Genomic DNA, 26,168 nt, shown 5'->3' on the forward strand with positions numbered 1-26,168 from the left:
ATCTGGTGTCTTTGGTTACTCAGAAAGTACGCTTATAAGAAGTTTTCCGGCTCTGACTCATTCGGTCGCTATGGTTGTCTGAACTTAGACTTCAAGTTCATGCTTTGCAATAAGGCCGCCGCTCTCATAGTCAACTACCTTTACAGAAACCAGATCTCCCGCCTTCAACTCAGGCAGCTCACTCGTGTTCAATGCAAGAACCCCTTTTTCCCCTGCCTCGAGGGTGCCCAGTGCAGAGTCATTGAGTGGATACGAGGTACCATTGATATCCATAATAACCGATAGCGAAGGACTGCCAAAAAAAAGCTGGTCTCCACCTTCATGTTTGAACTCAAGGGAACTCTCATCTCCGGTAAAATAGATCTGCAGTTTTGCTGCAGGTGGTATTTTATGAGAAGGATTCCCATACTCTTCAAAGAAAACAGAAGAAACCAGGCCTGCAAGAATAAATACGATGACTATTGTAACTGCCGTTCCGATAACAGGAGCAATCCCTTTTTCATCCGAGTGCTTCACTATTGAAGAGGTTTTGAGTGGCATATTACCCCGATAAGAAAGATCATATAATTAATATTAACACAGTACAGTTTAAATTTTTAGATATATAAGGGTATTCCAGAGTTTTCGATCGGGATCATATCAGCTTCAATCAAGCAGATTCTTCAAAGGGAATTGCAGCGGGAGGGAAAGTATTTTACCTTTATCAGCCTTTTTTCATGCAATAAAATTCTTATGAGTGCTGACTTCCGGAGGAACAGGAGGAAAGAATTTGAGCAAAAAAAAGACAGTTTACCTTGCAGGCCCCCTCTTCACGCATGCTGAACTCGAATACAACAGGAAATTGAAAGATGTGCTGCTCAATAATGGCTTTTCAGTTTTCTTGCCTCAGGAAGATGCAGAGGACGCGGCACAGGAGCATGAGAAACAGAATCAAGAGCTCATATTTATTAAATGTGTAGAAGGTCTGGATGCCTCGGATCTGGTTGTCGCAGTCCTCGACGGCTCGGATGTGGACTCAGGGACGGCATGGGAAGCAGGTTATGCCTATGCAAAAGGAAAGCCGGTCATAGGGCTCAGGACCGATTTCAGGGAGCTTTCCGATGGGATCGTTAATCTGATGGTTGAGATGGCAATAGTTGCCCTTGCCAGAAACGAAAAAGAACTGCTCAGGATAATTGAAAAATATCAATAATTTTTAGCCTGTTCTGGACCTCTTTCTCTATATACAGCCTTATCCTTTACCAATTTTGTTTTAAATTACATTAATTTTGCCTTAAAGTACTTTAGATGTGCTATGGCTTACAAATAAAGTTATAAGAATGACCTATATATTTATAAAGTTTTTAAAATATGTTTTTTTAACTGAATGTATTATTATATCTCAACTGAGATAAGTACAGGGCATATTCAACCACAGAAGCCACAATTCATCACGATTATTAGGTAAAAAAATATTAATATGCAATGCCGGACATAATAACATGTGGAGGTTAGATGAATGACCTTTACAAAAGGGTATACTTTTACGAAAGTTAAAACCTCACATGGGCCTGACATGTACGTGTCCAGGTACGGGAAACTGGTTAGAGTAGTTCCATGCAGTCCACATGTGGAGGTATCCGAAAGATACACCAATGACTTGATCCGCCAGATCGAAGCCATGGAATAAAATATAAAAAACTTTTTCCGATTTATTTATTTTTACTCGGAGCCATTCTCATGAAAGCCCCTTATCAGACCGAGGACAATTCGGCCTGATATTTTTTAAACTTTTTTCTTTCTATTTATAATTTCCTTTTGTCTGAATTTTTTATCCACAGTTTAAATAGCCCTTATTACAGGGCACTGTCAGGCTCTCCAGACATTGAAATACGATTTATGCTAATATACTTTTAACCTTAAACCGGTAAAAGGCCTTAAAAGGAAAGACTTAAAAACAGGAGCCTGATGCATTGATAAGAGCCTGCAGGGAAACAGACCTTGAAGAGATGGTAAGGATATGGTACGACGCTTCAGTTATTGCACATTCTTTTGTGCCGGCATCTTTCTGGGCTTCATATAAGTCCGCAATGAAGGAAGAGTACCTGCCCCTTGCCGAAAACTATATTTTTGAAAGGGAAGGGAAGGTCGCAGGTTTTATTTCACTTGTCGGAGAAATAGTATGTGCCCTTTTTATAGCTCCCGAGGCGCAGGGAAAAGGAGCCGGGAAAGCGCTTCTGGAGCATGCTAAAGCCCTGAAAGGAAGGCTATCCCTTAAAGTCTACAAAGATAATAAAAGAGCTGTCTTCTTTTACGAAAAGAACGGACTCAGGGCATCTGGGGAAGAGGTTGACGAACACACAGGTTGTGTACAGATTTTAATGGAATGGTAAACCTTTAATCTGGGGATAAAAGGCAGATAGAAAGGAGGAAAGCATGAATCACAAAACAGGAGACATGGGTGATATATCTGTCAAAGAGGGGGAAGACTCGCTTTTCCGGCATCTTGCACCCGATACACCGGAAGCAAAGAAGATAAAAAGTCTGCAGGGAAGGGAGTATGAATACGCTGAGTATATCGGGATGCTTGAGTATTCAATTGCCAGGTACTTTTATAAAAGTGACAGAAAAATAACAGATAGGGACGCAGTATCAGCACTGAAAAATATCAGAAAAAACTGTAGAAGAAGTATTCCTTTTTTTAACCGGGACCTCGAGAAAGAGATCATCAGAAGCCTCATAGAAGTGCTTGAAGAAAAGCCCGTAACCAGCCATGAATTAAAGCTGGTAATAGACTACGTCCTGGACATTATCGATAACCGCTCCTGGATGGGAGACGAACAGGCATACATAAAATGGGTAGCCTATATTATGGACCTTTTCACTGAGGAAGAAAAAGAAGAGTATGAAAAAAACATAAAGGCATTGGCTGCTCATATGGGCCTTTCAAGTAAACATGCGGACCTCATGCTCATGAAAGGAGAAGAGGAAGATCTTTTTGAGTTCATAGAGGAGTATGGGGAGGAATATGGGAATATAGAGGAATATCAGGAAGAAAGCAAAGAAATGAGTAGAGACCAGAAGGCAGGAAAGGAAGAAAGGGCTGAAAAGAGAACCGAAGAGAGAACTGAGGAAAGAACCGAGAAGAGAATTGAGGAAAGGATTGAAGAGAGGACTGAAGAAAAAGCGGCAGAAAGAAAAATAACCGAAGAAGAACTGCTGGCAGAGGTTGAAAGCAAATTCCGTTTAATGAGTGATGCAGAAAAGTTCGATTTTTTGCTGGAAAGAGGCCCGGAGTTTTACGAGTTTGTAGGACTTTACATACCTGAACTGGCAGAAAAAAGAGAGTTTACCAGGATTCAGGAACTTTACAGCAAACTCACTGCAAAATATGACAACTTCCTTTACCTGTATGTGGTTATGGGAGCAACCTACCTTGAGATAGATCCTTTCCTTTCAAAGTTTTACTTTCAACAGGCACTGAAAACACTTGATAAGCTTGAAGGCTTTTCGGATGCCACAAGAGAGAAATTGAGAACCAGTTTCCTTTCTTTTATAGAGAAAATAGGTTAAGTATAACCTGAGAACTCAAGAAATAATCTATTATTGGAGTTTTTTCTACTGTTTGGGGGGGTTATCTATATTTTTCTCATATTTTCCTTTTTTCTCATATTTTCCTTTTTTCTCATATTTTCCCATCAGATGAGCGGTTATTTATCAGGCTGGTAGACTTATAAAATTATTATAGGTTATGTGAGACTCTAGCCTTGATACGCTAAATTTTGTACTCTTAATATTGCCTGTACTTACAACATTGCCTGTACTCATAACATTGCCTATATTCACAACATTGTTTATACTCATAACATTGCTTAGAATCATCAATTTTATAACAGTTTACTGATTATTCTAAGCCATCATTGCAATGTTGATCATCGATGGCAAAAAACATAACAGGCTCAAACGGCGCAAACCTCGGTTTTGAAGAAAAACTCTGGCAGGCAGCGGACAAGCTCCGAAATAACATGGATGCTGCGGAATACAAACACGTGGTACTCGGCCTTATTTTCCTGAAATATATTTCGGATGCTTTTGAAGAGATGCATGAAAAACTGATATCGGAAATAGAGGAAGGGGCTGACCCTGAAGACCCGGAAGAATACCTTGCGGAAAATGTGTTCTGGGTGCCTCCCGAAGCCCGATGGAACCACCTTGAAAAGAGTGCAAAACAGCCCACAATAGGTAAGATTGTAGACGATGCCATGACCGCGATCGAAAGGGACAATAACACCCTTAAAGGCGTGCTCCCGAAGAATTATGCGCGGGAAGGGCTTGACAAGCAACGCCTGGGTGAGCTTATTGACCTTGTAGGCACAATTGGCCTTGGGGATAAGGAGAGCCGCAGCAAAGACGTTCTCGGCAGGGTCTACGAATATTTCCTGGGCATGTTTGCAGATGCTGAAGGAAAACGCGGAGGCCAGTTCTATACCCCGAGAAGTATTGTACGGGTCCTTGTTGAAATGCTTGAACCCTACCGGGGCAGGCTTTATGACCCCTGCTGCGGCTCGGGCGGAATGTTTGTCCAGAGCGAGAAATTTATTGAAGCCCATGACGGCCGCCTTGAAAATATCTCGGTTTACGGGCAGGAATCAAACCAGACAACCTGGCGCCTCTGCAAAATGAACCTTGCAATCCGCGGCATTGACAATGACGGGATAAAATGGGGCGACACATTCCATAACGACCTGCATAAAGACCTCAAAGCCGATTTTATCCTCTCAAATCCGCCTTTCAATGACTCTGACTGGAAAGGCGAACTCCTGGCAGAAGACTCCCGCTGGAAATTCGGGGTCCCTCCCAGAGGAAACGCCAATTTCGCATGGGTCCAGCACTATATCCACCACCTCTCCCCAACGGGAATTGCAGGTTTCGTCCTGGCTAACGGCTCCATGTCATCAAATACCTCCGGCGAAGGCGAGATCCGGAAAAATATCATCGAGGCTGACCTTGTGGACTGCATGATAGCTCTCCCAGGCCAGCTTTTCTACAATACGGGAATTCCAGCCTGCCTCTGGTTCCTTGCCCGCGACAAACAGAACAGCGGCTTCCGCGACAGGCGCAGGGAAGTCCTCTTCATTGATGCCCGGAATATGGGAGTTTTGAGGGACCGAACCCACCGCGAACTTACGGATGAGGAAGTCCGGAAGATTGCCGATACCTATCATGCATGGCGCGGGGAAAAAGCCGAGAGCGGAAAATACGAAGACATTCCCGGTTTCTGTAAAGCTGCAACCCTTGAAGAGATCAAAAAGCATGATTATATCCTGACTCCTGGCCGTTATGTCGGTTTTGAAGAAGCTGAAGAGGACGACGAGGAATTTGAAGAGAAAATGGAAAGGCTGACAGCAGAACTTTCGGTGCAGTTCAGGAAATCCGGGGAGCTGGAGAAGAAGATAAAGGAGAATTTAGCAGGGCTTGGATATGAACTGTGAAGAAAGGAAATTAAACATTATTTTTTATTTATGATCCTCAAAGTGTGAGTATAAGTAGATGTATAGAAGTATGTTTTGAGAATGAACAAGATCAACTTGAACAGATTCTACAGAAAGGAGAAGGTATTTTGTAAAGTTCAAGAAGTATTTTTTCGTCTTTAATACAGGGAATTGCTGAATTGTCAGGTATTAAAATCAAAGATACCATATGAAAAAAGACTTAATTAAACCAATTATATACTATCTTTGTATTTTTATTTCTGGAATAAAATCAAATGGTGTGGAATCTCATGAAATTCGGTTTCAGAAAACCATCTTTGAAAAAGTCTATTAAAGCAAGAACTACAGGCAAATTAAAACGCAAAGCAAAGAAAGCTGTAATACCATTTTATGGAAAAAAAGGAACAGGAATTATAAAGAGTCCAAAAAAAGCAATATATAATAAGGTTTACCATAGGACGTCATTCAGTATATTCAGTTTTTTTAAGAAGTTATTTAAATAAACCAGGGAGAAAACCAGGGAGAAAACTAGGGAGAAAATTATTTCCTTGAGTGAACTGCCCCGCCCTGCCTGATGGCGAGGACGGAGCTTCCTTCGAGTGATTATGTCATTTGGATATTTGCAGTGATGCAGGTATCCATCTGTAATCCTGTTTGTCGAAGATTATCAGAAAACTTCTGATAGCTTGTCCACAAAGCATTTTGTGATAAGAAACGCTTCATTATATTGATAGCACTATTTCTATCACGATCAATTACGTTTCCACAATCACATTTCATAGTTCTTTCCCAAAGTGGCATGTTATGTCGTGTTCCACAGATACAACACTCTTTGGATGTATAGCTTTCATCAATTCTTATTACTTTTTTACCTGCAAGCTCCGCTTTGTAGGTCAAGAATTCGATGAATCTGGAAAGATATCCTTGATTTTGTGTTGATCTGTTCTGAGAACGTTTTCTTTTTCCAGTTACTTTCTTTGACTGAGCCATACTTTTTACGTTAAGATCTCCCACGATTATTGTATTGGCTCTGGTGTTCTCGATCATTGTTTTAGAAAGTTTATGCTGGAAATCTTTAATCTGATTAGACTTCTTTGCTTCCATTTTTCTGTATGTTTTGTGTAGTCTATTCCATCTCTTGCTTCCTTTTTTACAATGATCTCTTCTGGATTTAATTGAATCTATCTTTGTATTCCAATATTGATCTGCTCTGGGTGTTTTTACTTCAAAGAATTTACCTTGAGTATTTACTGCTGTAACTATTTTTGTAATACCTAAGTCTATCGCTTGATACAAATCGTTATCAACATACTCTTTTATTGGATTTTCTTCATATGTAATTGATACATAGAAATTACCCCTACCTTTGTATGGATTATCATTATAGATTTCAATCTGCTTGATTGTCAGCAAATCAAAAGCATTTCCAATTTCGAAAGACAATGGAATTTCGTTTGCCTTATGAGAGAAACTGAGCTTTCCATTATTGATTTTGAATCCACTCTGATTATAAACCAAAGTCATAAAGTATTTTCCACTTCGAAACTTGGGGGGTCTTGCAGATTTATCCCCGTTTTTCCAGAGCGAAAAGAACGATTTATAATTAGCATCGAGCTTTTTAAGAACCGATTGCAATACTTTGGAATACACTATATTGTATTCAGGGAATTTTACTTTTAGTACTGGAAGCTGATTCTGTTGTTCTACATACTTTACACTTCTCTGTTCAGTTTTCCACGCATCTTTTCTTTCAGCTAAAGCGAAATTATAGAGGCATCTACACTGTTCAGATAGTTGCCAAAGAACATCTACCTGTTCTTCAGTCGGATTTATCTTGATCTTCTTCGTCAGATGCATATTTGCCTTGATTCTCCACATATTTTTTAAGTACGTCTAGGGTTACTTGCCCTGTCGATGCGATAAAATACGATCTTGACCAAAACGTATCTTCCCATAACATAGTCTTTACTTCAGGGAAGTTTTTACGAATCTCCCTTGAAGTTATAGTTTTGATTGTGTTGATGTATTTTGGAATATCAAGCGAAGGTTTTGCTGAAAATAATAAGTGGAAGTGATCTTTGTCACACTCGATATTCAGTACTTCAACATCGTATGTTTCACTTATGTTATGAATTTTAGTTTTAAGAAAATCGACAACTAAAGGGTTCGTTAGAGCTTTTCTTCTATATTTCACACACTGAACGAAATGATAATGGAGTGAATATACAGAATGGCTTCCACGATCTAGTTTATACTGCATAGTTATCACTATATTGATGTAACTATAAGTATAAATAATTATGCTACTGTTGTTTTGTAGAAGTTGACGGCTTTCATCCCCCACCTGTCGGGCTACGCCCTCCGAGGAAGGGGACTTCCCGCCTTAAAGTTAAAGAAACCCTGAAATTACAACAAATGAGCTGGCAGAAAAACTGAAAATTTCCGCTAAAGGTATTGAATGGCAGATCAGAAATCTGAAAGAACAGGGAATTCTTAAAAGAGTGGGTCCTGATAAAGGTGGATACTGGGAAGTAATTGGAAAATGAGTGGAAAATTACCCAGCAAACGCCGGAAAAAAGATTTATCGAACTCAAAAACAGGGGAGTTCATTATGTCCGATCATTAGAAACCCATATAAACCAATAATCAGAGAACAGTATTTATGAGCCCTGACGAAAAAAATCAGTTAGCCGAGGAAGATTTATCCCTATCCGAATTTCTTGTGCCGGATACTCCGGAGATAAAGGAAATTAAAAGCATTTACAATAAAGAATACGAGTACAGCGAATATCTGAGTGAAATAGAGTTTTCAATTGCCGATTATTATTACAACGCGAACCGAAGAGTAACGGATAAAGACGTGATAAGGGCATTGAAGAATATAAAGGAAAACCGTGACAAACCAATCAGTTTCTTTGAAAAATCCCTTGAAAAAGAAATTGTGAAAAGCCTTGTTGAGCCTCTTGAGGAAAACCTGCTTTACGACCATGAATTTACCCTTGTCATTAACTATGCCTTGTGGATCATTGACAACAGATCATGGCTTGAGGGCAAACAGGGATACGTAAAGTGGATCACGTATGTGCTTGGCTTTTTTTCAGAGGAAGAAGAGAAAAAATACGAAAGGCAGTTCAAAAAATTTGCACAAAAGTTGGGCGTATCCGCGGCTCAGGTTGATATGCTCCTGATGAAAAAAGAGACAGAAGACCTGGAAGACTTCTTTGAGGATGAAGACCTTTTTAAAGAAGGAAGCTTATTCGAAGGTCTGAACCCGGAAGATATTATTGGAGAAGACAGTACAGCAGACGACCTTGAAACCGGTTTCTTTTTAATGACCGACGATGAAAAATTCGATTTTCTGCTGGACAAAGGCCCGAAATATCCGGAACTTGTCCAGGACTATCTCCTGGACCTTATGGGAAAAGAAGACTTTGATAAAATCCAGGAATTTTACACAAAATTCAACGAAAAACACAGAAACTTTTCTCCCCTCCAGCTTATGGTTGGAACCATCTATTCTGAGAAAGACCCTTCTCTCGCCAAATCCTATTTTGAAGAAGCCCTGAGATCCTTGCAGGAATCAGATGAGTTTTCCGAAGAAGTAAAAAAGGAACTGAGAAATCAGATTAACTACCTAATAAACCTCCTCTTTGAAGAATCCGCTGAAGAAGTTGAAGAAAAAGCAGGTGAAGACAAACAAGGCAAAAAGACAGGAAAAAGAGGAAGGAAAAGCGGAAAAAAGGATTCTGAAAGTGAAAAAGTCTGATATTTTCCGTTTTGAATCCTGTCCCGCCCGAGTTTCGCTTCCCGAGTTCCGCTTCGGGAGCACGGGGTCCTTTTCGCTTCGCTCAAGAGGACTGAATTGTTATATCTATGACCCGTACAAACATATTCACCTTACCGGGTCGTTCTTGTTCCGCTCGCAGGCGAGCGGCCATGCCGATGATGCCACAAAAGAAGAAAAAGAAGACTAAACAATAGCCTGCGAAAATTAAACGCAAAAGTTAGCTGTAAACTATTTTTACTAGTTGGAATAAGATACTTATTTATAATTTATAATTCGAACTTATGTTATACTAATGGCAGAGCTCCTTACTAAATATTCAAGATGAAAGAAATGAACCAAGAACTTTTACTTGAGAATCTAGATGGTTTTGAATTTGAAGAACTTGTAGCAGACATCTTCAGAAAAAAAGGATTTATAAACGTAATAGTCACTCCACGTACAAATGATGGTGGAAAAGATATTATAATGGATGAAGTTACTTCATCTGGGGAAGTAATTAAAGTTTTAGTGGAGTGTAAACACCATAGAAGCGGGATAGGAAGACCTGTAGTACAAAAATTACATTCTGCTGTATCCACCTTAGAATACTCTGGCAAGAAAAAAGGATATATTGTATCTTCCAGTACTTTTGCCAAGTCTGCTGTTGATTATGTTGAAACAGTAAATAAACAGTCAGATAATTTGATATTGGAACTGATTGATGGCAAAAAATTAAAGGAAATTACGTGCGATTTAGGTATAAATTTAAAAAATGGTGTTATAGAAGCACTTAGTAATAAGAGCATATATTATTCTTCAGAATCAGTTATTAAAACAAGCACCTTAGAGTCTAATTTTAACAATATAAATAATATAAACAAAGATCAGGTTTCAGTCTAAGGTTTAAAAACTACATTTCATCCAATTTATTATATAAATTTTAACATAGATTCACAGTGCTCCACCTCTGTAGGAGTTATACATGAAGAATCAGGAGTTGGACAGTTAATAATTGATGGTAGAACTGGTAATGGATTGGATAAAAAATTTATGAGTTTTCTATTAAAAAACGTTCATAACGAGAAAGAAATAATAAAGGGCACTTATTTACAATATAAACTGGATTTTCAAAAAAATGAAAAAGAGCTGAAAGATAGAGCAATTTCAGAAATCATTAATTCGCACACAAAAGATGTTACTTATAAAGGAAAAAATAATGTTACTTATAACAAAACATGTACACCAAGCCCGAAAGACATTATCATCCATAACTGTAAATCATTGTATTATCCCGAATGGACTTTAAACTTCAAAGCCAAACAAAAGAACTATACCGTATCGTTTGCAGAATCGGCTGGAGATATTTTTACAATAAGAGACGATACAAAAATTTGTCAAATTTGCAGTCACAAACTCGAAAAAAACAGATGGTACTGCACATATTGTGGTTCGATCATTTGTAAAAAACATCTTAAATTAACAAGGCTAAGAAAAGTAAAGATTTGCGTCAATTGTTCAATAACTAAAAGCTTTTTCGGCGCTAAAAAGTATTTCGAGTCTAACGAAGAGCTAGAAGAGTTTAACAACTACTATGCATCGATGCCTATATACAAAAAAGCAGGAGAAAACCCTCTTCTTATATATTCTATTGTGATCACGATTATAATTGGGCTTTACTTTTTACTTTGATTAACATAAATCCCTAAAATTAAACCTATTATAAAAACTTGATTTTGGACTTTGGGATCAGCTCAACAAAAAATGATATGGAGAAGAGCAATTGGCCTCTGAAACAAAATTCAAAGAAACCGAGATCGGGATGATTCCTGAAGAATGGTATAGTACAACATTAGGCTCATTAGTCACCTTTCAGAGAGGTCATGACTTAACGTTTGAGAATAAAGTAGAAGGACCTTATCCAATTGTATCATCAAGTGGAATTCTCGGATACCACAACGAATACAAAATCAAAGGGCCAGGAGTTACCGTTGGAAGAAGCGGAAATAGCTTAGGGAAAGCATTTTTTGTTTCTGAAGATTACTGGCCACACAATACAATTTTGTATGCCAAGAAATTTCATAATGTAGACCCCAAATTCTCATACTATCTTCTTAAAAATCTTAACTTAAAAGAATATAATTCAGGTAGTGCGGTTCCTACACTAAACAGAAATTACATACACCCTATACCTGTAATTGTTCCAAAAAAGTTGGAAGAGCAGAAGGCAATATCTTATGTGTTATCAGATTTGGACGAAAAAATCGACCTCAACAACCAGATGAACAAAACTTTAGAACAAATCGCCCAAACCCTTTTCAAACGCTGGTTCATCGATTTTGAGTTCCCGGATGATAACGGAAACCCTTACAAATCAAGCGGCGGCAGAATGGTAGATTCGGAATTGGGGGAGATTCCGGAGGGGTGGGGAGTTGGAAATATTCTTGATTATGCTGATCTTTTAAGTGGTGGGACTCCTAAGACATCAATTAGTGAATACTGGGATGGTGGAATTCCCTGGGTTTCAGCAAAGGATGTGACAAGTTCTAATGGCACATTTATTTTGACTACCGAGAGAACAATTACCCATAAAGGAATTGAGAAAAGTAATGCAAAGTTGCTTCCTAAACTCACGACTGTCGTTACTGCAAGGGGAACTGTGGGTAACGTTTGCATCCTCTCAAAAGAAATGGCGATCAATCAGACTAATTATGGGTTAAAAAGCAAACATGATCATGGAGATTTTTTCCTATTCATTACTCTTCTGAATTTGATTCAAGATATGAAACAAAATGCATATGGTACTGTTTTTGATACGATTACAACAAAAACATTTAGGCAGATTCAAATAATTTTACCTCCTATGAAATTTATAGTGTCTTTTGATAGTATTGTTGGCGACCTAATGCACAAAGTAATGTCCAATCTTGAAGAATCTCAGAATCTTAGTTTGATTCGTGACTCTTTACTTCCAAAACTAATGTCTGGGAAAATAAGAGTTTGAGTTAAAAGTATAAGGAGGCTTAAAACGAAGAAAGAAGTGAAGTTACTGCTTAAGAGGGCAAACGATTCTTTAGTTTTAAGTATTGAAATTTTTAATAGACCTTGGGACAGAAGTAGATTAGAAGCTTTTTTGATTTTGTTTGATCACTCTTTTGAACTACTACTTAAATCTGCAATCATTCACAAAGGAGGAAAGATCAACAAAAAAGGAAAAAATGAAACCATTGGATTCGATCAGTGCGTTAGATCGGCAATTGGATATAAGATAATTACAGAGGAACAGGCGTTAACACTCCAAACAATTAATGGATTAAGGGACGCTGCTCAACACTACGTTTTAGAGCTTTCAGAACAGCACTTATACCTACATGCCCAATCAGGTTTCACCTTGTATAGTGATATATTAAAAAATGTATTTCAGAAAGAAATTACGAAAGAGTTGCCGAAGAGAGTGTTGCCGTTATCTACAACTCCACCGTTGGATATTGAAACTTTATTTACAAACGAGGTTGAAGAGATCAGAAAACTATTGCTTCCAAAAACTCGCCGTCGTACAGAAGCAATTATAATGCTAAGATCCTTAGCTATAGTTGATGGTGCCATTAGAGGAGAGACGCTTCAACCAAACCAAGAGTATCTGAGTAATTTGGCAGACAGAATCAAAGAAAATGAAGGCTGGGAAGAATTATTTCCAGGTGTATCTTCTATAAATCTTACTCCTTACGAAAGTAATCACAATGTATCTTTGAGAATTACGAAAAAAGAAGGAGTACCGGTTTATATTGTTCCAGAAGGAACCCCTGGAGCTTCAGTAATAGCAGTAAAAAGAGTAAATGAATTAGATTTTTATAATCTGTCTCACACTGAACTTGCAAAGAAAGTAGATTTAAGTTCTCCTAAACTTACAGCTTTAATCTGGTTCTTAAAGCTCAAGGAAGACGAGAAATATGGTAAAGAAATAAGAATAGGAGGATCTAAATTTTTTAGATATTCACAAAATGCAATCCATAAAATAAGAGATGAGTTGCCGAAAACAAAAATTGATGAAGTATGGGAAGAATACAAATCAAAGAAATATATATAATTTTTTAAATTCTTAAAGGTTGAGTATAAATTTTAAAAAAATCATTGTTTTAGATTATACATCTATTTTTTCTTCTTTTTTACGGGAAAGGCCGCTCTCCTGCGTCGAGCGGGACAAGAACGGTTAGGTAAAGTGAATAAGGTTTTTCCGGTTTTAGAAAAAATATTTCTTCAAAGCTACCTGCCGGATATTAGTACAAATCAATTCTTTTTGTTGGCCCTGTTGAGTAAACCTGTTAGACATGCTCAAACTGGATTCCATGATCTCCGGGATAAGGTTTTTTGTGGTCGTTGTCCCCGCGCCAGATTTCGTCAGGTATGGTGTCAGAAAAGGCGGTGCATGTATGATCTTTTCTGCCTCTGTGATGATGAGCACAGAAAGTACAGACCGGGCTGTATATTGGCTCGTCAAGAATGCTGTCATCGATAACTATTATTTTATGATTTCCCAAAGTGTTCGCCCTCTTTTATACAGCAGCTACAGAAATACTAATCTAAATTAGTACTAAGCCAGATTAGTATTTAAAAAATCCAGTATAGTAGAGGACCTTCTGCAGATTTCATGAAAAATATTTTGATCTCCACATGGGACAGGTAGCATCCACAGCAGGACCATTACTCACATCTTTTCAGGTAAAGGAAAACACGAATAGCTACACTTAAATAAATTTACTGAGATACACAGTTCTACTTTTTAGACTATTGTTCTAATGACTGAAGTTCTCTTTTAAAAGAAAGCCTCTTCTGACAAATGAAAAAACTAAAAGCCCCAGACAAAAGAAAGGAGAAATTCCCATTCCGTCCATTATCCCCGAATCCGAAGTAGAAGCTGCAGCCCTTGAAATTCTTACGGAGCTGGGCTATGGATACCTTTACGGTCCCGACATCGCGCCCGAAACAGAGGGTGCAGAAAAGGGTGATTTCGGAACCGTCATCCTGCCGCGCAGGCTCAGGGAAGCAGTTGACAGGCTGAATCCCAAAATTCCGGCAGAAGCAAGGGAAGAGGCAATAAAAAAGGTGCTCAGGGCTGAAAGCCAGGATCCTGTGCACAACAACCGGGCTTTTCACAATATGCTGGTAAACGGGGTCGATGTGGAATATCAGGGGCAGGATGGGGAAAACGTCTACGATAAGGTATGGCTTTTTGATTTTGCGAAACCTCTGGAGAATGAGTTTCTCGCAGTAAACCAGTTTACCGTTATAGAGGACGGGAACAACAGGCGGCCTGACATTATCCTTTTTGTTAACGGGCTGCCGATTGTGGTAGTTGAGTTAAAAAGGCCGGACGAGGAGAGCGGGTTTGAAAATGAGGAAATTATCTGGGATGCGTATAAGCAGTTTCAGACTTACAAAAAAGAGATTCCAGGGCTTTTCCGGTACAATGCTTTCCTGCTGATAAGCGACGGGCAGGACGCAATGGTAGGAACGCTAACCTCAAACAGGGAATGGTTTGTGCCCTGGAAAACAATTGACGGGGAAAAGGTTGCAGATTTTAAGGTGCCGCCGATGGAGGTATTGCTCCGGGGGATGTGCAGGCCGGAAATCCTTCTTGACCTTGTCAGGCACTTTACTGTGTTTGAGGACGACAGGGGAAAGGTTGTCAAGAAACTGGCGCGGTATCATCAGTATCATGCAGTGAACAGGGCTGTAGAAAAGACAAAACTTGCTTCCATGCCTGACGGGGACAGGAAATGCGGTGTGGTCTGGCATACACAGGGGTCGGGAAAGAGCCTCTCCATGGTCTTTTATGCGGGCAAGCTGGCGCTTGAACTCGACAACCCTACCATTGTCGTGCTTACGGACAGAAACGACCTTGACGGGCAGCTCTTTGATAACTTTGCCCGCTGCAGTGAAATCCTGCGCCAGCAGCCTGTCCAGGCAGAAACCAGGGCTCAACTGAGAGAGCTTCTTTCTGTTGCGTCGGGTGGGATTGTGTTTACGACAATCCAGAAATTCTCTCCAGAAGGCGAAGAAGACAAATTTCCGGTCCTTTCCGAAAGGCGAAACATAGTTGTAATTGCTGACGAAGCTCACCGCAGCCAGTACGGGTTTGATGCAAAAATCCGGGAGAGGGAAGTAGAAGGAGAAAAGGTTGCAGAGATCTCCTATGGCTTTGCAAAACACATGCGTGATGCTCTTCCGAATGCATCTTTTATCGGATTTACCGGCACACCTATTGAACTGGACGACAGGAGCACGCCTGCGGTCTTTGGCGACTATATCGATATTTACGACATTGAACAGGCTGTAAACGATAAAGTTACGGTGCCTATATTCTATGAAAGCCGCCTTTCAAAGCTTGACCTGGTCAAAGAAGCAAGGGAGACCCTGGATACGGAGTTTTCAGAGATAACCGGTGACAGGGAGTCATACGAAGCAGAAAAACTCAAGTCCCGCTGGTCACGGCTTGAAGTTGTGGTCGGAAGTGAAGAGAATCTAAGAAAGCTTGCAGAAGATATTATCGCTCATTTTGAGAAGAGGCTTGGCGCTATGGACGGGAAAGGCATGATAGTCTGCATGAGCAGGCAGATTTGCGTCGACCTCTATAACAGGATAATAGCCTTCCGTCCGGAATGGCATAATGAAGACGACCTGAAAGGCACAATAAAAGTAATTATGACCGGAAGCGCCTCAGACGACGAGCCGCTGCAGCCTCACATCCGGAACAGGGGGCGCAGGATGAAGATCCGGGACAGGATGCAGGACCCGGCTGATCCCCTGAAACTTGTAATCGTCTGCGACATGTGGCTGACCGGTTTTGATGCTCCCTGCCTGCACACTATGTATTTCCTGAAATGGATTCAGGGGCACAACCTTATGCAGGCAATAGCCCGTGTAAATCGGGTATTCAAAGACAAGCCGGGAGGGCTTATTGTTGATTACGTGGGTCTCCTTTACGACCTGAAATCTGCCATGGCAAACTACACACGGAGCGGAGGCAGGGGAAGCCCGGCAGACTATAAGGATGAGGCTGTAGCACTGATGCTCGAAAAATACGAAATCGTGCAGGACCTCTTTCACGGCTTTGATTATATGAGGATCTTTTCCGCATCTCCGAAAGAAAAGCTGGGAATTGTCAGGGAAGGGGCGGACTTCATCCTCTCAAAAGGCCGCACAGAAGATGAAAGAACCCAGGAAAAAAAACGCTTCATCCAGCATGTAACCGAGCTTTCCAGAGCTTTTGCGCTTTCAGTCCCGCATATTGAGGCAGACAGAATCAGGGATGAACTTGCATATTTCCAGGCTGTAAGAGCGATTCTTGTAAAGATAGAGAGGCGCCCTGCTAAATCAAAGTATGAAATGAATTCGGCAATAAAAGAGCTTGTCTCAAAATCAATTGCTACTGAAGAAATAATTGATGTCTTTGATGCCGTGGGGATAAAAAAGCCTGATATCTCAATCCTGTCGGACGAATTCCTTACAGAAGTCCGGGATCTGCCGCAAAAAAACCTTGCATATGAAGTCCTGAAAAAGCTGCTGTACGACGAAATCAAGACACGGTCGCGCAGAAACCTCATTCAGAGCAAATCTTTTGCCGAGATGCTTGAACGGGCAATCAATGAATATAAAAACAGAGGTATTGATACGGTTCAGGTCATAGAAGAACTTCTCGCTCTGGCAAAAAAGATAAGTGAAGCCGACAAAAGAGGTGAAGAAGCAGGACTCAGCGAAGAGGAACTCGCATTTTACGATGCACTTGCAGACAATGAAAGCGCTCTGGAGGTCCTGGGAAATGAGACATTAAGGCTCATGGCTGCAGAACTTGTAAAAATCATCAGGCAAAATGCAGGTGTGGACTGGACTCTCAGGAAAAATATCCAGGCAAAGATAAAAGTCAGTGTAAAAAGGCTTTTGAAAAAGTACGGCTACCCTCCAGATAAGCAGAAACTGGCTACAGAAAATATCCTGAAGCAGGCTGAACTGCTCTGCAGGGACGCGGGATTTTCGGTAGCAGTTCAGGCAGAATAAATTCATATTTAGTTTTACTTTTTGTACAATTACGATTTTCAGTATATACTATATTTTCAACTCTTTTAATGCAAAATAAATTCATTTATTGAAGGGCAGAGCTCTGTGTTTTTCTTAACGTGTTTTCTGCCCTCAAATTCTGTAGTTTTCCCGAGAAATATCCTTATTTGAAGGGATTAAAGAGAAGACCAACGAAAATTTTAAATATAAAGAATACTAACTAAATGTTAGTAACTGGATAACAATACAACCTTACAGTAACTATAATATAGTAACTGTTAGACCACACCACCAGTTACCTCTCAAGACCTGTAAACAAGATCTGCGGAAAGACAGAAGGTGAACCCGTACACCTTAAAAACGGATTTCCTCCCTCCACGAGCAAGCAGATGAGAGCCTGGAACTCTCATCTGTTTTGCCTGTAAGTATGGACAGAGATAATGATAGAGATAACAGGTCTCTACCCTGACAGGTCTCCATGCTTCTCAGGCAGCTTCCGTTGAGAAGGAAATAAACTGTTCAGAACCTCCAGAACACCTACATTTGAAGAGATCAAAAAATCACCAACCAACCTCAAAAAAGTATCCAAAGTAAACTAAGTAATTTGAGTAAGGAGGAATTTGTACATGAAACTGCCAATTAAAAGACCATCCCGTGACGTGTACAGCTGGGACCCGTTTGACGAAATCAGAAGGATGCAGGAATACATGGAACAGATGATGAGAGCTTTTCCTGCACTGGAAAACAGGTACGTAAGCGAGACTTTCTCTCCTCTGACCGACGTTGCGGAAGAAGACAATAAAGTAATTGTTACAACCGACCTGCCTGGCATTGACAAAGAAAACGTAGAGTTAAGCCTGAAGGATAACCTCCTGGTAATCAGTGCACAGAAAGGAAAAGAAGAGGAGACGGAAAAAGAAGGCTACCTCAGAAAAGAAAGGTCTTTCATGCGCTACTACCGCGAGATTCCCCTCCCGAATAACGTAACCGAAGAAGGGGCAACCGCCCAGCTCAAAAACGGCGTCTTAACAGTCACCCTTCCAAAAACAAAATCCTTAACCGAAAGCAGGATTCAGATTGAATAAATAATTAAAATTGAATAATTAACTCCGACTGAATAAATAATTCGGATAGAATAATCCGAGAACGCGGCTCATATCAGGTTTGCCATTTCCTGAAATAAACCCGAAAAACGAAAGGTTACCTCCACCTATCGAAATCTCCTGGAAAGAACCTGCAGGCAGACTGTCCAGCAGTTATGGCCCATATGAGCCTGCAGGTTCTTTTACAGAGATTAGTCCGGGTTAGAGTCTTAAAAATAAGAATCTTAAAAATTGGAATTTTAAAATTAGAACCTTAAAAATAGGAATCTTAAAAAATAAGAATCTTTAAAATAAGAATTTTAAAAATAAGAATTTTAAAATTGGAATTTTAGATCAGATTTTTAGATTAGAATTTACTCAAGACTCAAAATTTCTCTTCTATAACTTCTCCTTCAGGCTCTTTTTCCTTGAAGATCTGTCCCTCAAAACAGTAAACTTCTGCCCCTTTGACCCATGCATCAGGAGAGAGGCCGGCTTTCATGCAGGTATGGCTCAGAAAGTCTATGGAATCCATATTATTCTCAGGAGCGACCTGCGGAAGCAGAAGTCCCTGGCAGTAGCCCTGTTTTACGATGAGCCCGTGTTTTCCGATTTCCACCTTATCCGGAAGTTCCTTTGGAGAAGCATTGATTTTTTCAGGTTGAGTAAGTATCGTAACCTCAACAACTATGTCTTTCAGCTCATCCTCTTCAACAGGCGGAAACCGGGGGTCACGTGTTGCCGCAGAGATCGCGGAATCCAGAATCGCCTCTTCAAGGGTTGATTCAGGGTAAGGATGCCCTATACAGCCCCTGAGGAGCCCCTGTTCCGTTAAAGTGACAAAAACACCTCTATTTTCCCCAAAGACCGGAGGGAGATCATTATCTGATTCCTTAGATCCGGGAAGTTTCCCCTCCGATAGATACGTCTCAATAGTTTTTCTTGCAAGTTTAACTGCAGCCCTTCCTTCCGTTTCTGTAAGCATGCTTTAACCAACACCTGTAAACTCATTTAACCCATTGAACCTGTAAACCGTAAATACCAGCGAGTATTATCAGCTATTATAAACTGACAGTAGCTGTATGGTATTACAGTATCTTTATCGAAGCTGGTTAAAGTATGTTTCTGGTACTGAGAGGTTTCCGGTACCGAGAAGTTTCTGGTACTGAGAGGTTTCAGGTACCGAGAAGTTTCTGGTACTGAGAAGTTTCCGAGATGAAGGAACTCGCAGGAGAGAGGCTTAAAGGGGAGAGACTAAAAAATGTTTAAATTTTTTTGGCTTCCTGATACTTTATTAAGGCAGCCTTCAAAGCTTCAACCCCGGGCAGCTTTTCCCCTGCCAGGTAATCAATGCAGGCTCCTCCGCCCGTGCTGATGTGTGAGAAACGGTGTTCAAGCCCGAGGTGTGCAACTTCAACAGAGATATGACCGCCGCCAATGATTGAAAAATCGGATTTAATGGCAGCTTTGATGATTTCATGGGTCCCGAGGGCAAAATCATCCATCTCGGAAACTCCTGCAGGGCCATTCAAAACAACTGTTTTTGCATTCTGGATTTCATTTGTGTAGTCCACAATAGTTTCAAGCCCTATATCGTTAATGGGCAAAGAATCAGAGTTTAGCTCAGAAATAGGAACTTCGACGCGCTTTTTATTATCGTTTAAAGCTACATCCTTGGGGAGGCCAATTTTGTCTTTGAACTTCGCAAGTAAACCTCTTGCCCTTTCTATCTGGTCTTCGTAACCCTGGGATTTAATGAAATCCAGGTTGGCTTTTCCTATGTCTACTCCGGAGGCAGCAAGGGCAACATTTGCAACAACGCCTGTGAGAAGCACTCTGTCAGCTCCGCCGTTTGTGAGGACATTTTCGGTTACTCTAAGCGAGTCATCCACCTTTGCCCCGCCCAGCACAAATATACTTGGTCTTTCCCCTCCTTTGACGCCTCTGTCAAGGGAGATTAGTTCTTTTTCCATTACTCTTCCGGCGCCTGAAGGAAGGACTTCTGTGAAGCCTACAACGGAAAGGTGGGATCTGTGAGATACTGCGAATGCGTCATTGAGGAAGATATCTACAAAAGGTGACAGCTTCTTGACCATTAATGTATTTGCCTGTTCTGCTGGGGTCCTTTCAAGGCTTTCTTCGGAATAGAACCTGACGTTTTCGAGCATAATAACGTCCCCGTTCTCCATAGAAGCGATCTGGGTTTTTGCGAAAGTCCCGAAGATGTCGTCCACATAAGTAACTTGCCTTCCCAGATACCTGGACAGCAGGTGGGCATGAGGTTTCATGGTAGTGAAATCTTTTTTCCCGGGCCTGCTCTGGTGCGCAAGCACAACGACTTTTGCGCTTTCAAGATCCTTGAGAGTCGCAATATGACTCCTGATCCTCATATCGTCCAGAATGTGACCCTGGGTGTCCATAGGAGAGTTCATGTCGACTCTTAAAAGAATTGTCTTTCCGCGTATGTCAAAATCGTCAATCGTAAGAAAGTTTCTGGAAGTCATTACCCTCAGCACACCTTTGTAAACAAAATTTTATATATATCACAAAATAAAACTTGATAGATAAAATTTTAGAGAATCTTACACTTTCAGTAATGGTTATCTTTGTCATGGAATTTTTTCCATAAATAGGTTTGTCCCTGTATATACCTCGAGACATAGATTACTATTTTTATATAAATAGGATAAAGAACAATTAAACAGGAAAAGCCCGGTTAATTCAGAGAATTCGGAGAAAAGGCACCTAGATTGCAGGTAAACAGATACTGAAAGAATTTCAGCTCTTTAAATAAGTTCTATAAACATATACGTTACAGGGAAAACAGAGGTAAAGAGGTAAATGCTATGGCAGCAGAGGAAGAGAATTGCGGAAACCGTGAAGAAAGGGTTCGAAAAATGGTTGAGGCAGGATACGAAACTGTCGCAAGGGAGGCAATAGCCTGCATACGGTGCCCCCTTCATAAAAGTGCAATTAAGAGAGTAATAGGAAAAGGGTCCTGCAACCCAAAAGTATTTTTTATAGGAGAAGCGCCGGGAGAAAGTGAAAACAAATCAGGAATTCCTTTCTACGGAAGGGCAGGGAAGCAGCTTGACAAAATGGTTGAATACATGGGGCTTTCGGAAGAAGACTGGTTCGTAACAAACACTGTCAAATGCCACCCTCCGGAAAACAGAAGGCCAAAAGTACATGAGATAGAATGCTGCAAGCCCTTTCTTATTGCTCAGATAACCCTGCTTAACCCCAGAATCATAATTCTTCTTGGCAACACAGCCGAAAAGTCATTCTGTTCGGAAAGAAAACTTGAATGGGGAGTTCCGGTAGAGCACAAAGGGAGGACAATCCTGAAACTTTACCATCCTGCGGCTCTGATTTACACTCGTTCAAAGATAGAAATCCAGAATGCTTTTATTGATAAAAACAGGGAACTGTGGCAGTAGAGTGCAGTAACTATGGCAGCAGAAGACAGTAAGCGTATTAACAAATGGAGGTCACGTGGAATCAGCTTAGCAGGCAGCACGGAAGGGGAATTCAAAGAGGAGAGAAAAAGTAAAAAATAACCGCAGTCCTGCTCATAAAATATAAATAAAGCGATCCCACATTATTATCTGAATTTGCTTTATAATTTTGTCGCTTTGATATTATTTTACTAAAAATTTGGGGGATAGGTATGGCAATGGTGAAAATGACACCTGATATACTTTCATGTTCTGATGATGAAGGGAATCTGTATATCGAAGTCGATATGGTTGGAGTGAAGAAAGAGAATATAGAATTGAAAATGGTAGAAGACGGTTTTTTCGTAAGAGCAAAAAGGGAAGAGACCGGGGTTGAATACGCAGGAACCTATGCGTTCTGCTGCGGGGTAGTCCCTGAGAAAGCTGTTGCGAAATATACTGATGGAAAACTCTATGTTAGAGTGCCGTACAGGGAGTCCACAGAGACTATCGATGTAAAAATACAGTGAGAGATGGAGAGAAATGCATCCCGTAATCGATTACCATAAATGTAACGGGGCTCTTGCCTGCTATGAGGTCTGCCCTGCGGAAGTCTTTGATATTGAAGAAATGGACCATGTAAAAAAGGCAGTGGTCGCACGCCCGGAAAACTGCATAGAGTGCGAACAATGCGTGGAAGCCTGCCCACAGGATGCAATTGAACTTGTTGAGGACTGAGTCTATCGAGAACTGAGTCTATCGAGAACTGAGTCTATCAAGGACTTAGTTCAGAGCCTCCTGCAGCGGTTGCCAGGAAAAGTAAACAGCTTACCCAGCCAGAGCTCAGCAGAAAAAACAGATAGAGATTCCAGGATAAGCCGAAAAACCCGGAGGGATAAAATGCATCCCAGAATTGACTATAACAAATGCGTTGGTTCACTCGAATGTTACGATACCTGCCCTGTGGACGTTTTTGATGCGGAAGAAACAGAAGAAGGAAAAAGAGCAGTGGTAGCACGCCCCGAGAACTGCATAGAATGTGAACAGTGCGTAGAGGTCTGCCCCACAGATGCGATAGAATTGGTAAAGGATTAACAGACCCGATTGCAGCGACCATGATTTAAAATACATCATGGTCACCGACCTCCCTGGCAGAGAAAAAGACACAGTATAGCGGGGAGATAGGCTGGTAAAGCCTATTGTTACCCCCAGCGTATCAGGAAAGAGAAGAGTAATTCCCTTCCCCGCCACCCTCTATATTTTTGAGTGCTTCCTCCGCAGCAGTTCTGACATACCTGTACTCTTCCATATCCGTGCTGATCCTGCGCAGACCTTTGACAGCTTCCGGTCCCCCAAGTTCCCCGAGAGCCCGGGCTTCCGCATTCCGGACATCACTTTCCCTTTCAGTCTCCAGAGCTTTAAGGAGAGGTTCAACGGCCTTTTTATCCCCAAGCCTTCCAAGGCCCCATGCAGCACTTTGCCTTACTTCGTGACGTTCATCTTCAAGTAGAGAAATAAAGGGATCAACTGCTTGAGGGTCACCAATTTCGGAAAGTAAATTAACAATTTCCAGTCTCATGTGCCAGTCCTCATCACCAAGGGCGCCAATAAGAACGGTTACTGCATCAGGATCTCCGTGTCTTCCCAGGGCATGGATAGCAACACGGTGAAGAGCCGGGTCTTCAGCTTGAAGGAATGCTGCAATAAAGGGTATGGCTTTTTTACTTCCTGAGTTACCAAGCGAATAGGCAGCAGCTTTTCGCACCTCAAACTCATCATCTTCAAGGGCATTGATAAGAGGCTGTTCTGTCCGGGCAATTTCTTCAGGTTCTTTAAAGTAGCCCAGGGCACTAGCAGCTTCCTTTCGAACCTCCGGAACCCTATCATCCAGCATTTCAATAAGGTGGAGAACAGCATTCGGGCTCTGGATCTGGCCAAGGGCAATGATGCTGTTTATACGGACATCCGGGTCTCTGCTGTCCAGCAGTCCGATAAGTTTTTCAACTGCCTCTTCATTTCCCAGGTTCCCCACAGCACTCGCTGCGGAACTGCCGAATTCTTTGTCCCCGAACAGTTCGATTAGAGGAAAAGCAGCTTTTGGATCTCCTATAGCGCCCAGAGCCCATATGGTTCTACTGCGGACTTCGTCGTTTCCATCATCAAGAAGCTTAATAAGCGGATCTACGGCTTCCCGAGATTTCAGCTCACCTAGAGCCTCAGCAGAATTCATACGGACTTCAGGTTCAGGGTCTTCAAGAACCTCAATAAGAGCTTTTGAAGCTTCTGGCTCTCCTATTATTCCAAGGGAATAGGCAGCAAGGCTGCGCACCTGCGGGTCATCATCTTCTAAAGCTTTTATAAGAGAATCCACCGAAGGTTCTCCGATATCGATAAGTGCATAAGCTGAAGCATAACTTACATTCTGGTCTTCGTTCCCGAGGCTCCGGACAAGCTTATCCACCCTGGTATCGAGAGGGTCCTGGCCAAGACAGCCGGCACAGATTCCGGAGAACATAAGCAAAAGAAGCAAAAGAAGCAAAAGTTTTGCATGTCCGCAGCCGAAAAGTTTGCATCGCTTTACCATACGTATCACCTTTCCTCCTCTCCCGTGGGAAGCAGCAACTCGGAAGAAACCGACCGATTTTGCCACGTTGAAGTCACGTTAACCCGGAAGCGATCCTCCTTCCCTCCAATTATCACATTCTGAACAGGCATATAGGATTCCCCGGAGGGCTCTCCATGTGCGATCTCCACGACTGCATAGGGGTAATCCGGCCAGGTCCAGAGAGGAGTCTTATCATACTCCTCCACGCCGTAAATATGGGAAGATGTAAAGACCTGCTTTCCTGTCTCCTCGTTTACGACTGTCAGGCTCGTGGAGATGTTATCTGCAGAGCCCGACCCTCTATTGATAAGGTAGCCATAGATCCTGTAGATATCAGAAGTGTTTGTGCTTTCCATTTCATACTCCAGCTTCAGGGAGAGATTTTCAGGAGTCTCAGGAGGAGAAACCTCTACCAGATAGGTGCCTTCGTCAAGAGTCCTGCCATTCCCCACAACCTTCACCTTTACCGGATATTTTCCGGGAAGGACATACCCGATCCATACACTGACCGAATTGTTTCCGGGAAGAAGACGAATCGGCTTCTCCAGTGAAAGATATTCGACATGCTGCATCTTATCGGATTTGTTGGAAATAATCAATTGTGAGGAGGAGTAAGCCACTCCGTTACTATCCACATAGGTATTTTCAACTTCAAGCCATACATCTACAGGTCTTGGACCATTATTCTGAAGCACTATGTCCAGCTGTCCTGACTCCTGGACCCCAATAGGAGAAGCACTCATATCCGCGATATGCACATCATGCCCTGTTCCGTAATACCAGACAATCCCGAATGAAAGCATAAAGAAGGCAATTGAAACATAAACAATGGTATCTTTTCTCATTATTCCCCCTCCACCCCTCTATCCTTCATTCCTGCCCTGGTCCCTGAACTATCCTGAAGCTCGTCAGCTATCGAAATACAGTTGGTAAGCCCGTACTTTTTCTTTGTAATTATGCCCCTTCGTTCCAGGTTCATAAGGACCCTGGAAACCTTTGCCTTGGAAAAATCAAGGGAATTTACGAGTTCGTTCTGGAGAATTCTTCCTCCTTTTGCTGCAATCAGTTCAACAGCTTTTCTTTCATCCCCTTCAAGAGCCCGCAAAAGAACGTCAGTCGGAGCAATATTATGCTTATCGTGCAGGGATTTCTCAATATGAGCACTATCAGAAGATAACTCAGTTCTTTTCTCCAGAACCTCAAATTCTTTTTCTGGAGCTTCTTCTGCCGTAAAATTGAGAGCTTTTACCTGAGCTGCAGAGCCCGTCACTGAGAAAACCGGACCCTGAAGCCCTGAAGACCGCAATAACTGAGCCAGAGCCAGACCTCCCATAAATCCTGAAAAAAGAAGAATATACGCTTCTTTTACTGTATACACATACGGAATATCTATAACCTTGAATGTGTCTCCTTCAAGCTGAATAACCACGGGTGAGTCTTCAAGAAGAAGATCAATGGCGACAATGCTTGACAGGAGCAGAATCCCAACAGCCAGCACGAATTTTTTTCGTTCCTGGATCGTACTACCACCTCATTTGCTACTTCCAGTATGTGCGAAACAAATGTTATATTTTTAGTTTGACCCGAATCCGAGACGTTTCAGAATTCTGAAACCACAGGCGAATGATAATGAAAAACCTTTAGAGCACGGATACAAAAAAGTCAGGAATTAGATCTGAACTGGACAAAAAATAGGCCGAAACAGCTAATGGATATAAAAGACAAGCAAGGTATCAAATAACCGGAGCAGGTAAA

The 26,168-nt window shown here is 41.3% G+C and carries 27 protein-coding genes; 18 read left to right on the forward strand and 9 right to left on the reverse strand.

The annotated features are described in order from the left end of the window. Positions 1 to 84: 84 nt before the first annotated feature. Complete coding sequence (locus RSJ42_RS11425) at positions 85 to 540, reverse strand: type IV pilin (protein WP_410507413.1); 456 nt, start codon at positions 538 to 540, stop codon at positions 85 to 87. A gap of 229 nt (positions 541 to 769) precedes the next feature. Here RSJ42_RS11425 and RSJ42_RS11430 point away from each other — a divergent pair, with 229 nt between their 5' ends. The 6 genes from RSJ42_RS11430 (at position 770) to RSJ42_RS11455 (ending at position 5,974) form a co-directional block, all read left to right on the forward strand. Continuing rightward, entirely contained in the window at positions 770 to 1,192 is a 423-nt protein-coding gene (locus RSJ42_RS11430; RefSeq protein ID WP_410507414.1) for a nucleoside 2-deoxyribosyltransferase, read from the forward strand. Between the two features lie 306 nt (positions 1,193 to 1,498). Continuing rightward, positions 1,499 to 1,669: a hypothetical protein gene (locus RSJ42_RS11435; protein WP_410507415.1), complete on the forward strand. Its 171-nt coding sequence runs from the start codon at positions 1,499 to 1,501 to the stop codon at positions 1,667 to 1,669. Between the two features lie 283 nt (positions 1,670 to 1,952). Further along, positions 1,953 to 2,372, forward strand: coding sequence for a GNAT family N-acetyltransferase (locus tag RSJ42_RS11440; RefSeq protein ID WP_410507416.1), 420 nt, complete (start codon positions 1,953 to 1,955; stop codon positions 2,370 to 2,372). 43 nt (positions 2,373 to 2,415) lie between these two features. Next, complete coding sequence (locus RSJ42_RS11445) at positions 2,416 to 3,552, forward strand: hypothetical protein (RefSeq protein WP_410507417.1); 1,137 nt, start codon at positions 2,416 to 2,418, stop codon at positions 3,550 to 3,552. A 365-nt stretch (positions 3,553 to 3,917) separates the two neighbouring features. Continuing rightward, on the forward strand, positions 3,918 to 5,471 hold the full coding sequence (locus RSJ42_RS11450) for a type I restriction-modification system subunit M (protein ID WP_410507418.1): 1,554 nt from the start codon (positions 3,918 to 3,920) through the stop codon (positions 5,469 to 5,471). Between the two features lie 290 nt (positions 5,472 to 5,761). Beyond that, complete coding sequence (locus RSJ42_RS11455) at positions 5,762 to 5,974, forward strand: hypothetical protein (protein WP_410507419.1); 213 nt, start codon at positions 5,762 to 5,764, stop codon at positions 5,972 to 5,974. Positions 5,975 to 6,074: 100 nt separating this feature from the next. Here RSJ42_RS11455 and RSJ42_RS11460 read toward each other — a convergent pair whose 3' ends face one another. Together RSJ42_RS11460 and tnpA are read right to left on the reverse strand one after the other, a co-directional pair. Further along, positions 6,075 to 7,328, reverse strand: a complete 1,254-nt coding sequence (locus tag RSJ42_RS11460) for an RNA-guided endonuclease InsQ/TnpB family protein (protein WP_410507076.1) — start codon at positions 7,326 to 7,328, stop codon at positions 6,075 to 6,077. Beyond that, the gene (tnpA, locus tag RSJ42_RS11465; protein WP_048106147.1) at positions 7,291 to 7,731 is read right to left on the reverse strand and encodes an IS200/IS605 family transposase; all 441 of its coding nucleotides are present in this window, start codon (positions 7,729 to 7,731) and stop codon (positions 7,291 to 7,293) included. Before tnpA ends, RSJ42_RS11460 begins: the two co-directional genes overlap by 38 nt. A gap of 178 nt (positions 7,732 to 7,909) precedes the next feature. Between tnpA and RSJ42_RS11470 the strand changes: the two genes are divergently transcribed. The 6 genes from RSJ42_RS11470 to RSJ42_RS11495 all read left to right on the forward strand — a co-directional run bounded on the left by RSJ42_RS11470 (position 7,910) and on the right by RSJ42_RS11495 (position 13,321). Beyond that, positions 7,910 to 8,017, forward strand: coding sequence for a hypothetical protein (locus RSJ42_RS11470; RefSeq protein WP_410510362.1), 108 nt, complete (start codon positions 7,910 to 7,912; stop codon positions 8,015 to 8,017). 116 nt (positions 8,018 to 8,133) lie between these two features. Then, complete coding sequence (locus RSJ42_RS11475) at positions 8,134 to 9,237, forward strand: hypothetical protein (protein ID WP_410507420.1); 1,104 nt, start codon at positions 8,134 to 8,136, stop codon at positions 9,235 to 9,237. A gap of 342 nt (positions 9,238 to 9,579) precedes the next feature. Next, positions 9,580 to 10,137 carry a restriction endonuclease gene (locus RSJ42_RS11480; RefSeq protein ID WP_410507421.1) on the forward strand — a complete coding sequence of 186 codons (558 nt, stop codon included), beginning with the start codon at positions 9,580 to 9,582 and terminating at the stop codon, positions 10,135 to 10,137. Between the two features lie 135 nt (positions 10,138 to 10,272). Beyond that, the gene (locus RSJ42_RS11485) at positions 10,273 to 10,926 is read left to right on the forward strand and encodes a hypothetical protein (protein ID WP_410507422.1); all 654 of its coding nucleotides are present in this window, start codon (positions 10,273 to 10,275) and stop codon (positions 10,924 to 10,926) included. Positions 10,927 to 11,017: 91 nt separating this feature from the next. Further along, positions 11,018 to 12,238: a restriction endonuclease subunit S gene (locus tag RSJ42_RS11490; RefSeq protein ID WP_410507423.1), complete on the forward strand. Its 1,221-nt coding sequence runs from the start codon at positions 11,018 to 11,020 to the stop codon at positions 12,236 to 12,238. Positions 12,239 to 12,274: 36 nt separating this feature from the next. Next, positions 12,275 to 13,321, forward strand: coding sequence for a DUF3644 domain-containing protein (locus RSJ42_RS11495; RefSeq protein ID WP_410507424.1), 1,047 nt, complete (start codon positions 12,275 to 12,277; stop codon positions 13,319 to 13,321). Positions 13,322 to 13,556: 235 nt separating this feature from the next. Here RSJ42_RS11495 and RSJ42_RS11500 read toward each other — a convergent pair whose 3' ends face one another. After that, positions 13,557 to 13,772: a hypothetical protein gene (locus RSJ42_RS11500; protein ID WP_410507425.1), complete on the reverse strand. Its 216-nt coding sequence runs from the start codon at positions 13,770 to 13,772 to the stop codon at positions 13,557 to 13,559. Positions 13,773 to 14,127: 355 nt separating this feature from the next. On the opposite strand from RSJ42_RS11500, the gene RSJ42_RS11505 reads away from it, so the two are divergent. Together RSJ42_RS11505 and RSJ42_RS11510 are read left to right on the forward strand one after the other, a co-directional pair. Beyond that, entirely contained in the window at positions 14,128 to 17,289 is a 3,162-nt protein-coding gene (locus tag RSJ42_RS11505) for a type I restriction endonuclease subunit R (RefSeq protein ID WP_410510363.1), read from the forward strand. A 626-nt stretch (positions 17,290 to 17,915) separates the two neighbouring features. Beyond that, complete coding sequence (locus RSJ42_RS11510) at positions 17,916 to 18,374, forward strand: Hsp20/alpha crystallin family protein (protein ID WP_410507426.1); 459 nt, start codon at positions 17,916 to 17,918, stop codon at positions 18,372 to 18,374. Positions 18,375 to 18,756: 382 nt separating this feature from the next. On the opposite strand, the gene RSJ42_RS11515 is transcribed toward RSJ42_RS11510, so the two are convergent. After that, complete coding sequence (locus RSJ42_RS11515) at positions 18,757 to 19,356, reverse strand: TIGR00296 family protein (protein WP_410507427.1); 600 nt, start codon at positions 19,354 to 19,356, stop codon at positions 18,757 to 18,759. 280 nt (positions 19,357 to 19,636) lie between these two features. Beyond that, a complete protein-coding gene (locus RSJ42_RS11520; RefSeq protein ID WP_410507428.1) occupies positions 19,637 to 20,887 on the reverse strand; it encodes a phosphoglycerate kinase in 1,251 nt (416 codons plus the stop codon). A 330-nt stretch (positions 20,888 to 21,217) separates the two neighbouring features. Between RSJ42_RS11520 and RSJ42_RS11525 the strand changes: the two genes are divergently transcribed. The 4 genes from RSJ42_RS11525 to RSJ42_RS11540 all read left to right on the forward strand — a co-directional run bounded on the left by RSJ42_RS11525 (position 21,218) and on the right by RSJ42_RS11540 (position 22,903). Further along, positions 21,218 to 21,811: a uracil-DNA glycosylase family protein gene (locus tag RSJ42_RS11525; RefSeq protein ID WP_410507429.1), complete on the forward strand. Its 594-nt coding sequence runs from the start codon at positions 21,218 to 21,220 to the stop codon at positions 21,809 to 21,811. A 230-nt stretch (positions 21,812 to 22,041) separates the two neighbouring features. Further along, entirely contained in the window at positions 22,042 to 22,338 is a 297-nt protein-coding gene (locus RSJ42_RS11530) for an Hsp20/alpha crystallin family protein (protein ID WP_410507430.1), read from the forward strand. A 13-nt stretch (positions 22,339 to 22,351) separates the two neighbouring features. Next, positions 22,352 to 22,546, forward strand: a complete 195-nt coding sequence (locus RSJ42_RS11535; protein WP_410507431.1) for a ferredoxin family protein — start codon at positions 22,352 to 22,354, stop codon at positions 22,544 to 22,546. 162 nt (positions 22,547 to 22,708) lie between these two features. Then, complete coding sequence (locus tag RSJ42_RS11540; protein WP_410507432.1) at positions 22,709 to 22,903, forward strand: ferredoxin family protein; 195 nt, start codon at positions 22,709 to 22,711, stop codon at positions 22,901 to 22,903. Positions 22,904 to 23,024: 121 nt separating this feature from the next. Here RSJ42_RS11540 and RSJ42_RS11545 read toward each other — a convergent pair whose 3' ends face one another. Genes RSJ42_RS11545 through RSJ42_RS11555 form a run of 3 tightly spaced genes read right to left on the reverse strand, consistent with a single transcriptional unit; the run spans position 23,025 to position 25,911 of the window. Beyond that, entirely contained in the window at positions 23,025 to 24,392 is a 1,368-nt protein-coding gene (locus RSJ42_RS11545) for a HEAT repeat domain-containing protein (RefSeq protein ID WP_410510364.1), read from the reverse strand. A 5-nt stretch (positions 24,393 to 24,397) separates the two neighbouring features. After that, the gene (locus RSJ42_RS11550) at positions 24,398 to 25,258 is read right to left on the reverse strand and encodes a hypothetical protein (RefSeq protein WP_410507433.1); all 861 of its coding nucleotides are present in this window, start codon (positions 25,256 to 25,258) and stop codon (positions 24,398 to 24,400) included. Then, positions 25,258 to 25,911, reverse strand: a complete 654-nt coding sequence (locus RSJ42_RS11555; protein ID WP_410507434.1) for a helix-turn-helix transcriptional regulator — start codon at positions 25,909 to 25,911, stop codon at positions 25,258 to 25,260. Before RSJ42_RS11555 ends, RSJ42_RS11550 begins: the two co-directional genes overlap by 1 nt. Positions 25,912 to 26,168: the final 257 nt, after the last annotated feature.

The sequence above is a fragment of the Methanosarcina hadiensis genome, assembly GCF_046529725.1.
GTDB lineage: Archaea > Halobacteriota > Methanosarcinia > Methanosarcinales > Methanosarcinaceae > Methanosarcina > Methanosarcina hadiensis.

Bases quoted from the DNA above. Each gene is read 5' to 3' on its own strand.
- RSJ42_RS11425 (WP_410507413.1), bottom strand. From the start codon at position 540: ATGCCACTCAAAACCTCTTCAATAGTGAAGCACTCGGATGAAAAAGGG.
- RSJ42_RS11435 (WP_410507415.1), top strand. From the start codon at position 1,499: ATGACCTTTACAAAAGGGTATACTTTTACGAAAGTTAAAACCTCACAT.
- RSJ42_RS11445 (WP_410507417.1), top strand. From the start codon at position 2,416: ATGAATCACAAAACAGGAGACATGGGTGATATATCTGTCAAAGAGGGG.
- RSJ42_RS11450 (WP_410507418.1), top strand. From the start codon at position 3,918: ATGGCAAAAAACATAACAGGCTCAAACGGCGCAAACCTCGGTTTTGAA.
- RSJ42_RS11455 (WP_410507419.1), top strand. From the start codon at position 5,762: ATGAAATTCGGTTTCAGAAAACCATCTTTGAAAAAGTCTATTAAAGCA.
- RSJ42_RS11460 (WP_410507076.1), bottom strand. From the start codon at position 7,328: ATGCATCTGACGAAGAAGATCAAGATAAATCCGACTGAAGAACAGGTA.
- tnpA (WP_048106147.1), bottom strand. From the start codon at position 7,731: ATGCAGTATAAACTAGATCGTGGAAGCCATTCTGTATATTCACTCCAT.
- RSJ42_RS11475 (WP_410507420.1), top strand. From the start codon at position 8,134: ATGAGCCCTGACGAAAAAAATCAGTTAGCCGAGGAAGATTTATCCCTA.
- RSJ42_RS11480 (WP_410507421.1), top strand. From the start codon at position 9,580: ATGAAAGAAATGAACCAAGAACTTTTACTTGAGAATCTAGATGGTTTT.
- RSJ42_RS11510 (WP_410507426.1), top strand. From the start codon at position 17,916: ATGAAACTGCCAATTAAAAGACCATCCCGTGACGTGTACAGCTGGGAC.
- RSJ42_RS11515 (WP_410507427.1), bottom strand. From the start codon at position 19,356: ATGCTTACAGAAACGGAAGGAAGGGCTGCAGTTAAACTTGCAAGAAAA.
- RSJ42_RS11525 (WP_410507429.1), top strand. From the start codon at position 21,218: ATGGCAGCAGAGGAAGAGAATTGCGGAAACCGTGAAGAAAGGGTTCGA.
- RSJ42_RS11530 (WP_410507430.1), top strand. From the start codon at position 22,042: ATGGCAATGGTGAAAATGACACCTGATATACTTTCATGTTCTGATGAT.
- RSJ42_RS11535 (WP_410507431.1), top strand. From the start codon at position 22,352: ATGCATCCCGTAATCGATTACCATAAATGTAACGGGGCTCTTGCCTGC.
- RSJ42_RS11540 (WP_410507432.1), top strand. From the start codon at position 22,709: ATGCATCCCAGAATTGACTATAACAAATGCGTTGGTTCACTCGAATGT.
- RSJ42_RS11545 (WP_410510364.1), bottom strand. From the start codon at position 24,392: ATGGTAAAGCGATGCAAACTTTTCGGCTGCGGACATGCAAAACTTTTG.
- RSJ42_RS11550 (WP_410507433.1), bottom strand. From the start codon at position 25,258: ATGAGAAAAGATACCATTGTTTATGTTTCAATTGCCTTCTTTATGCTT.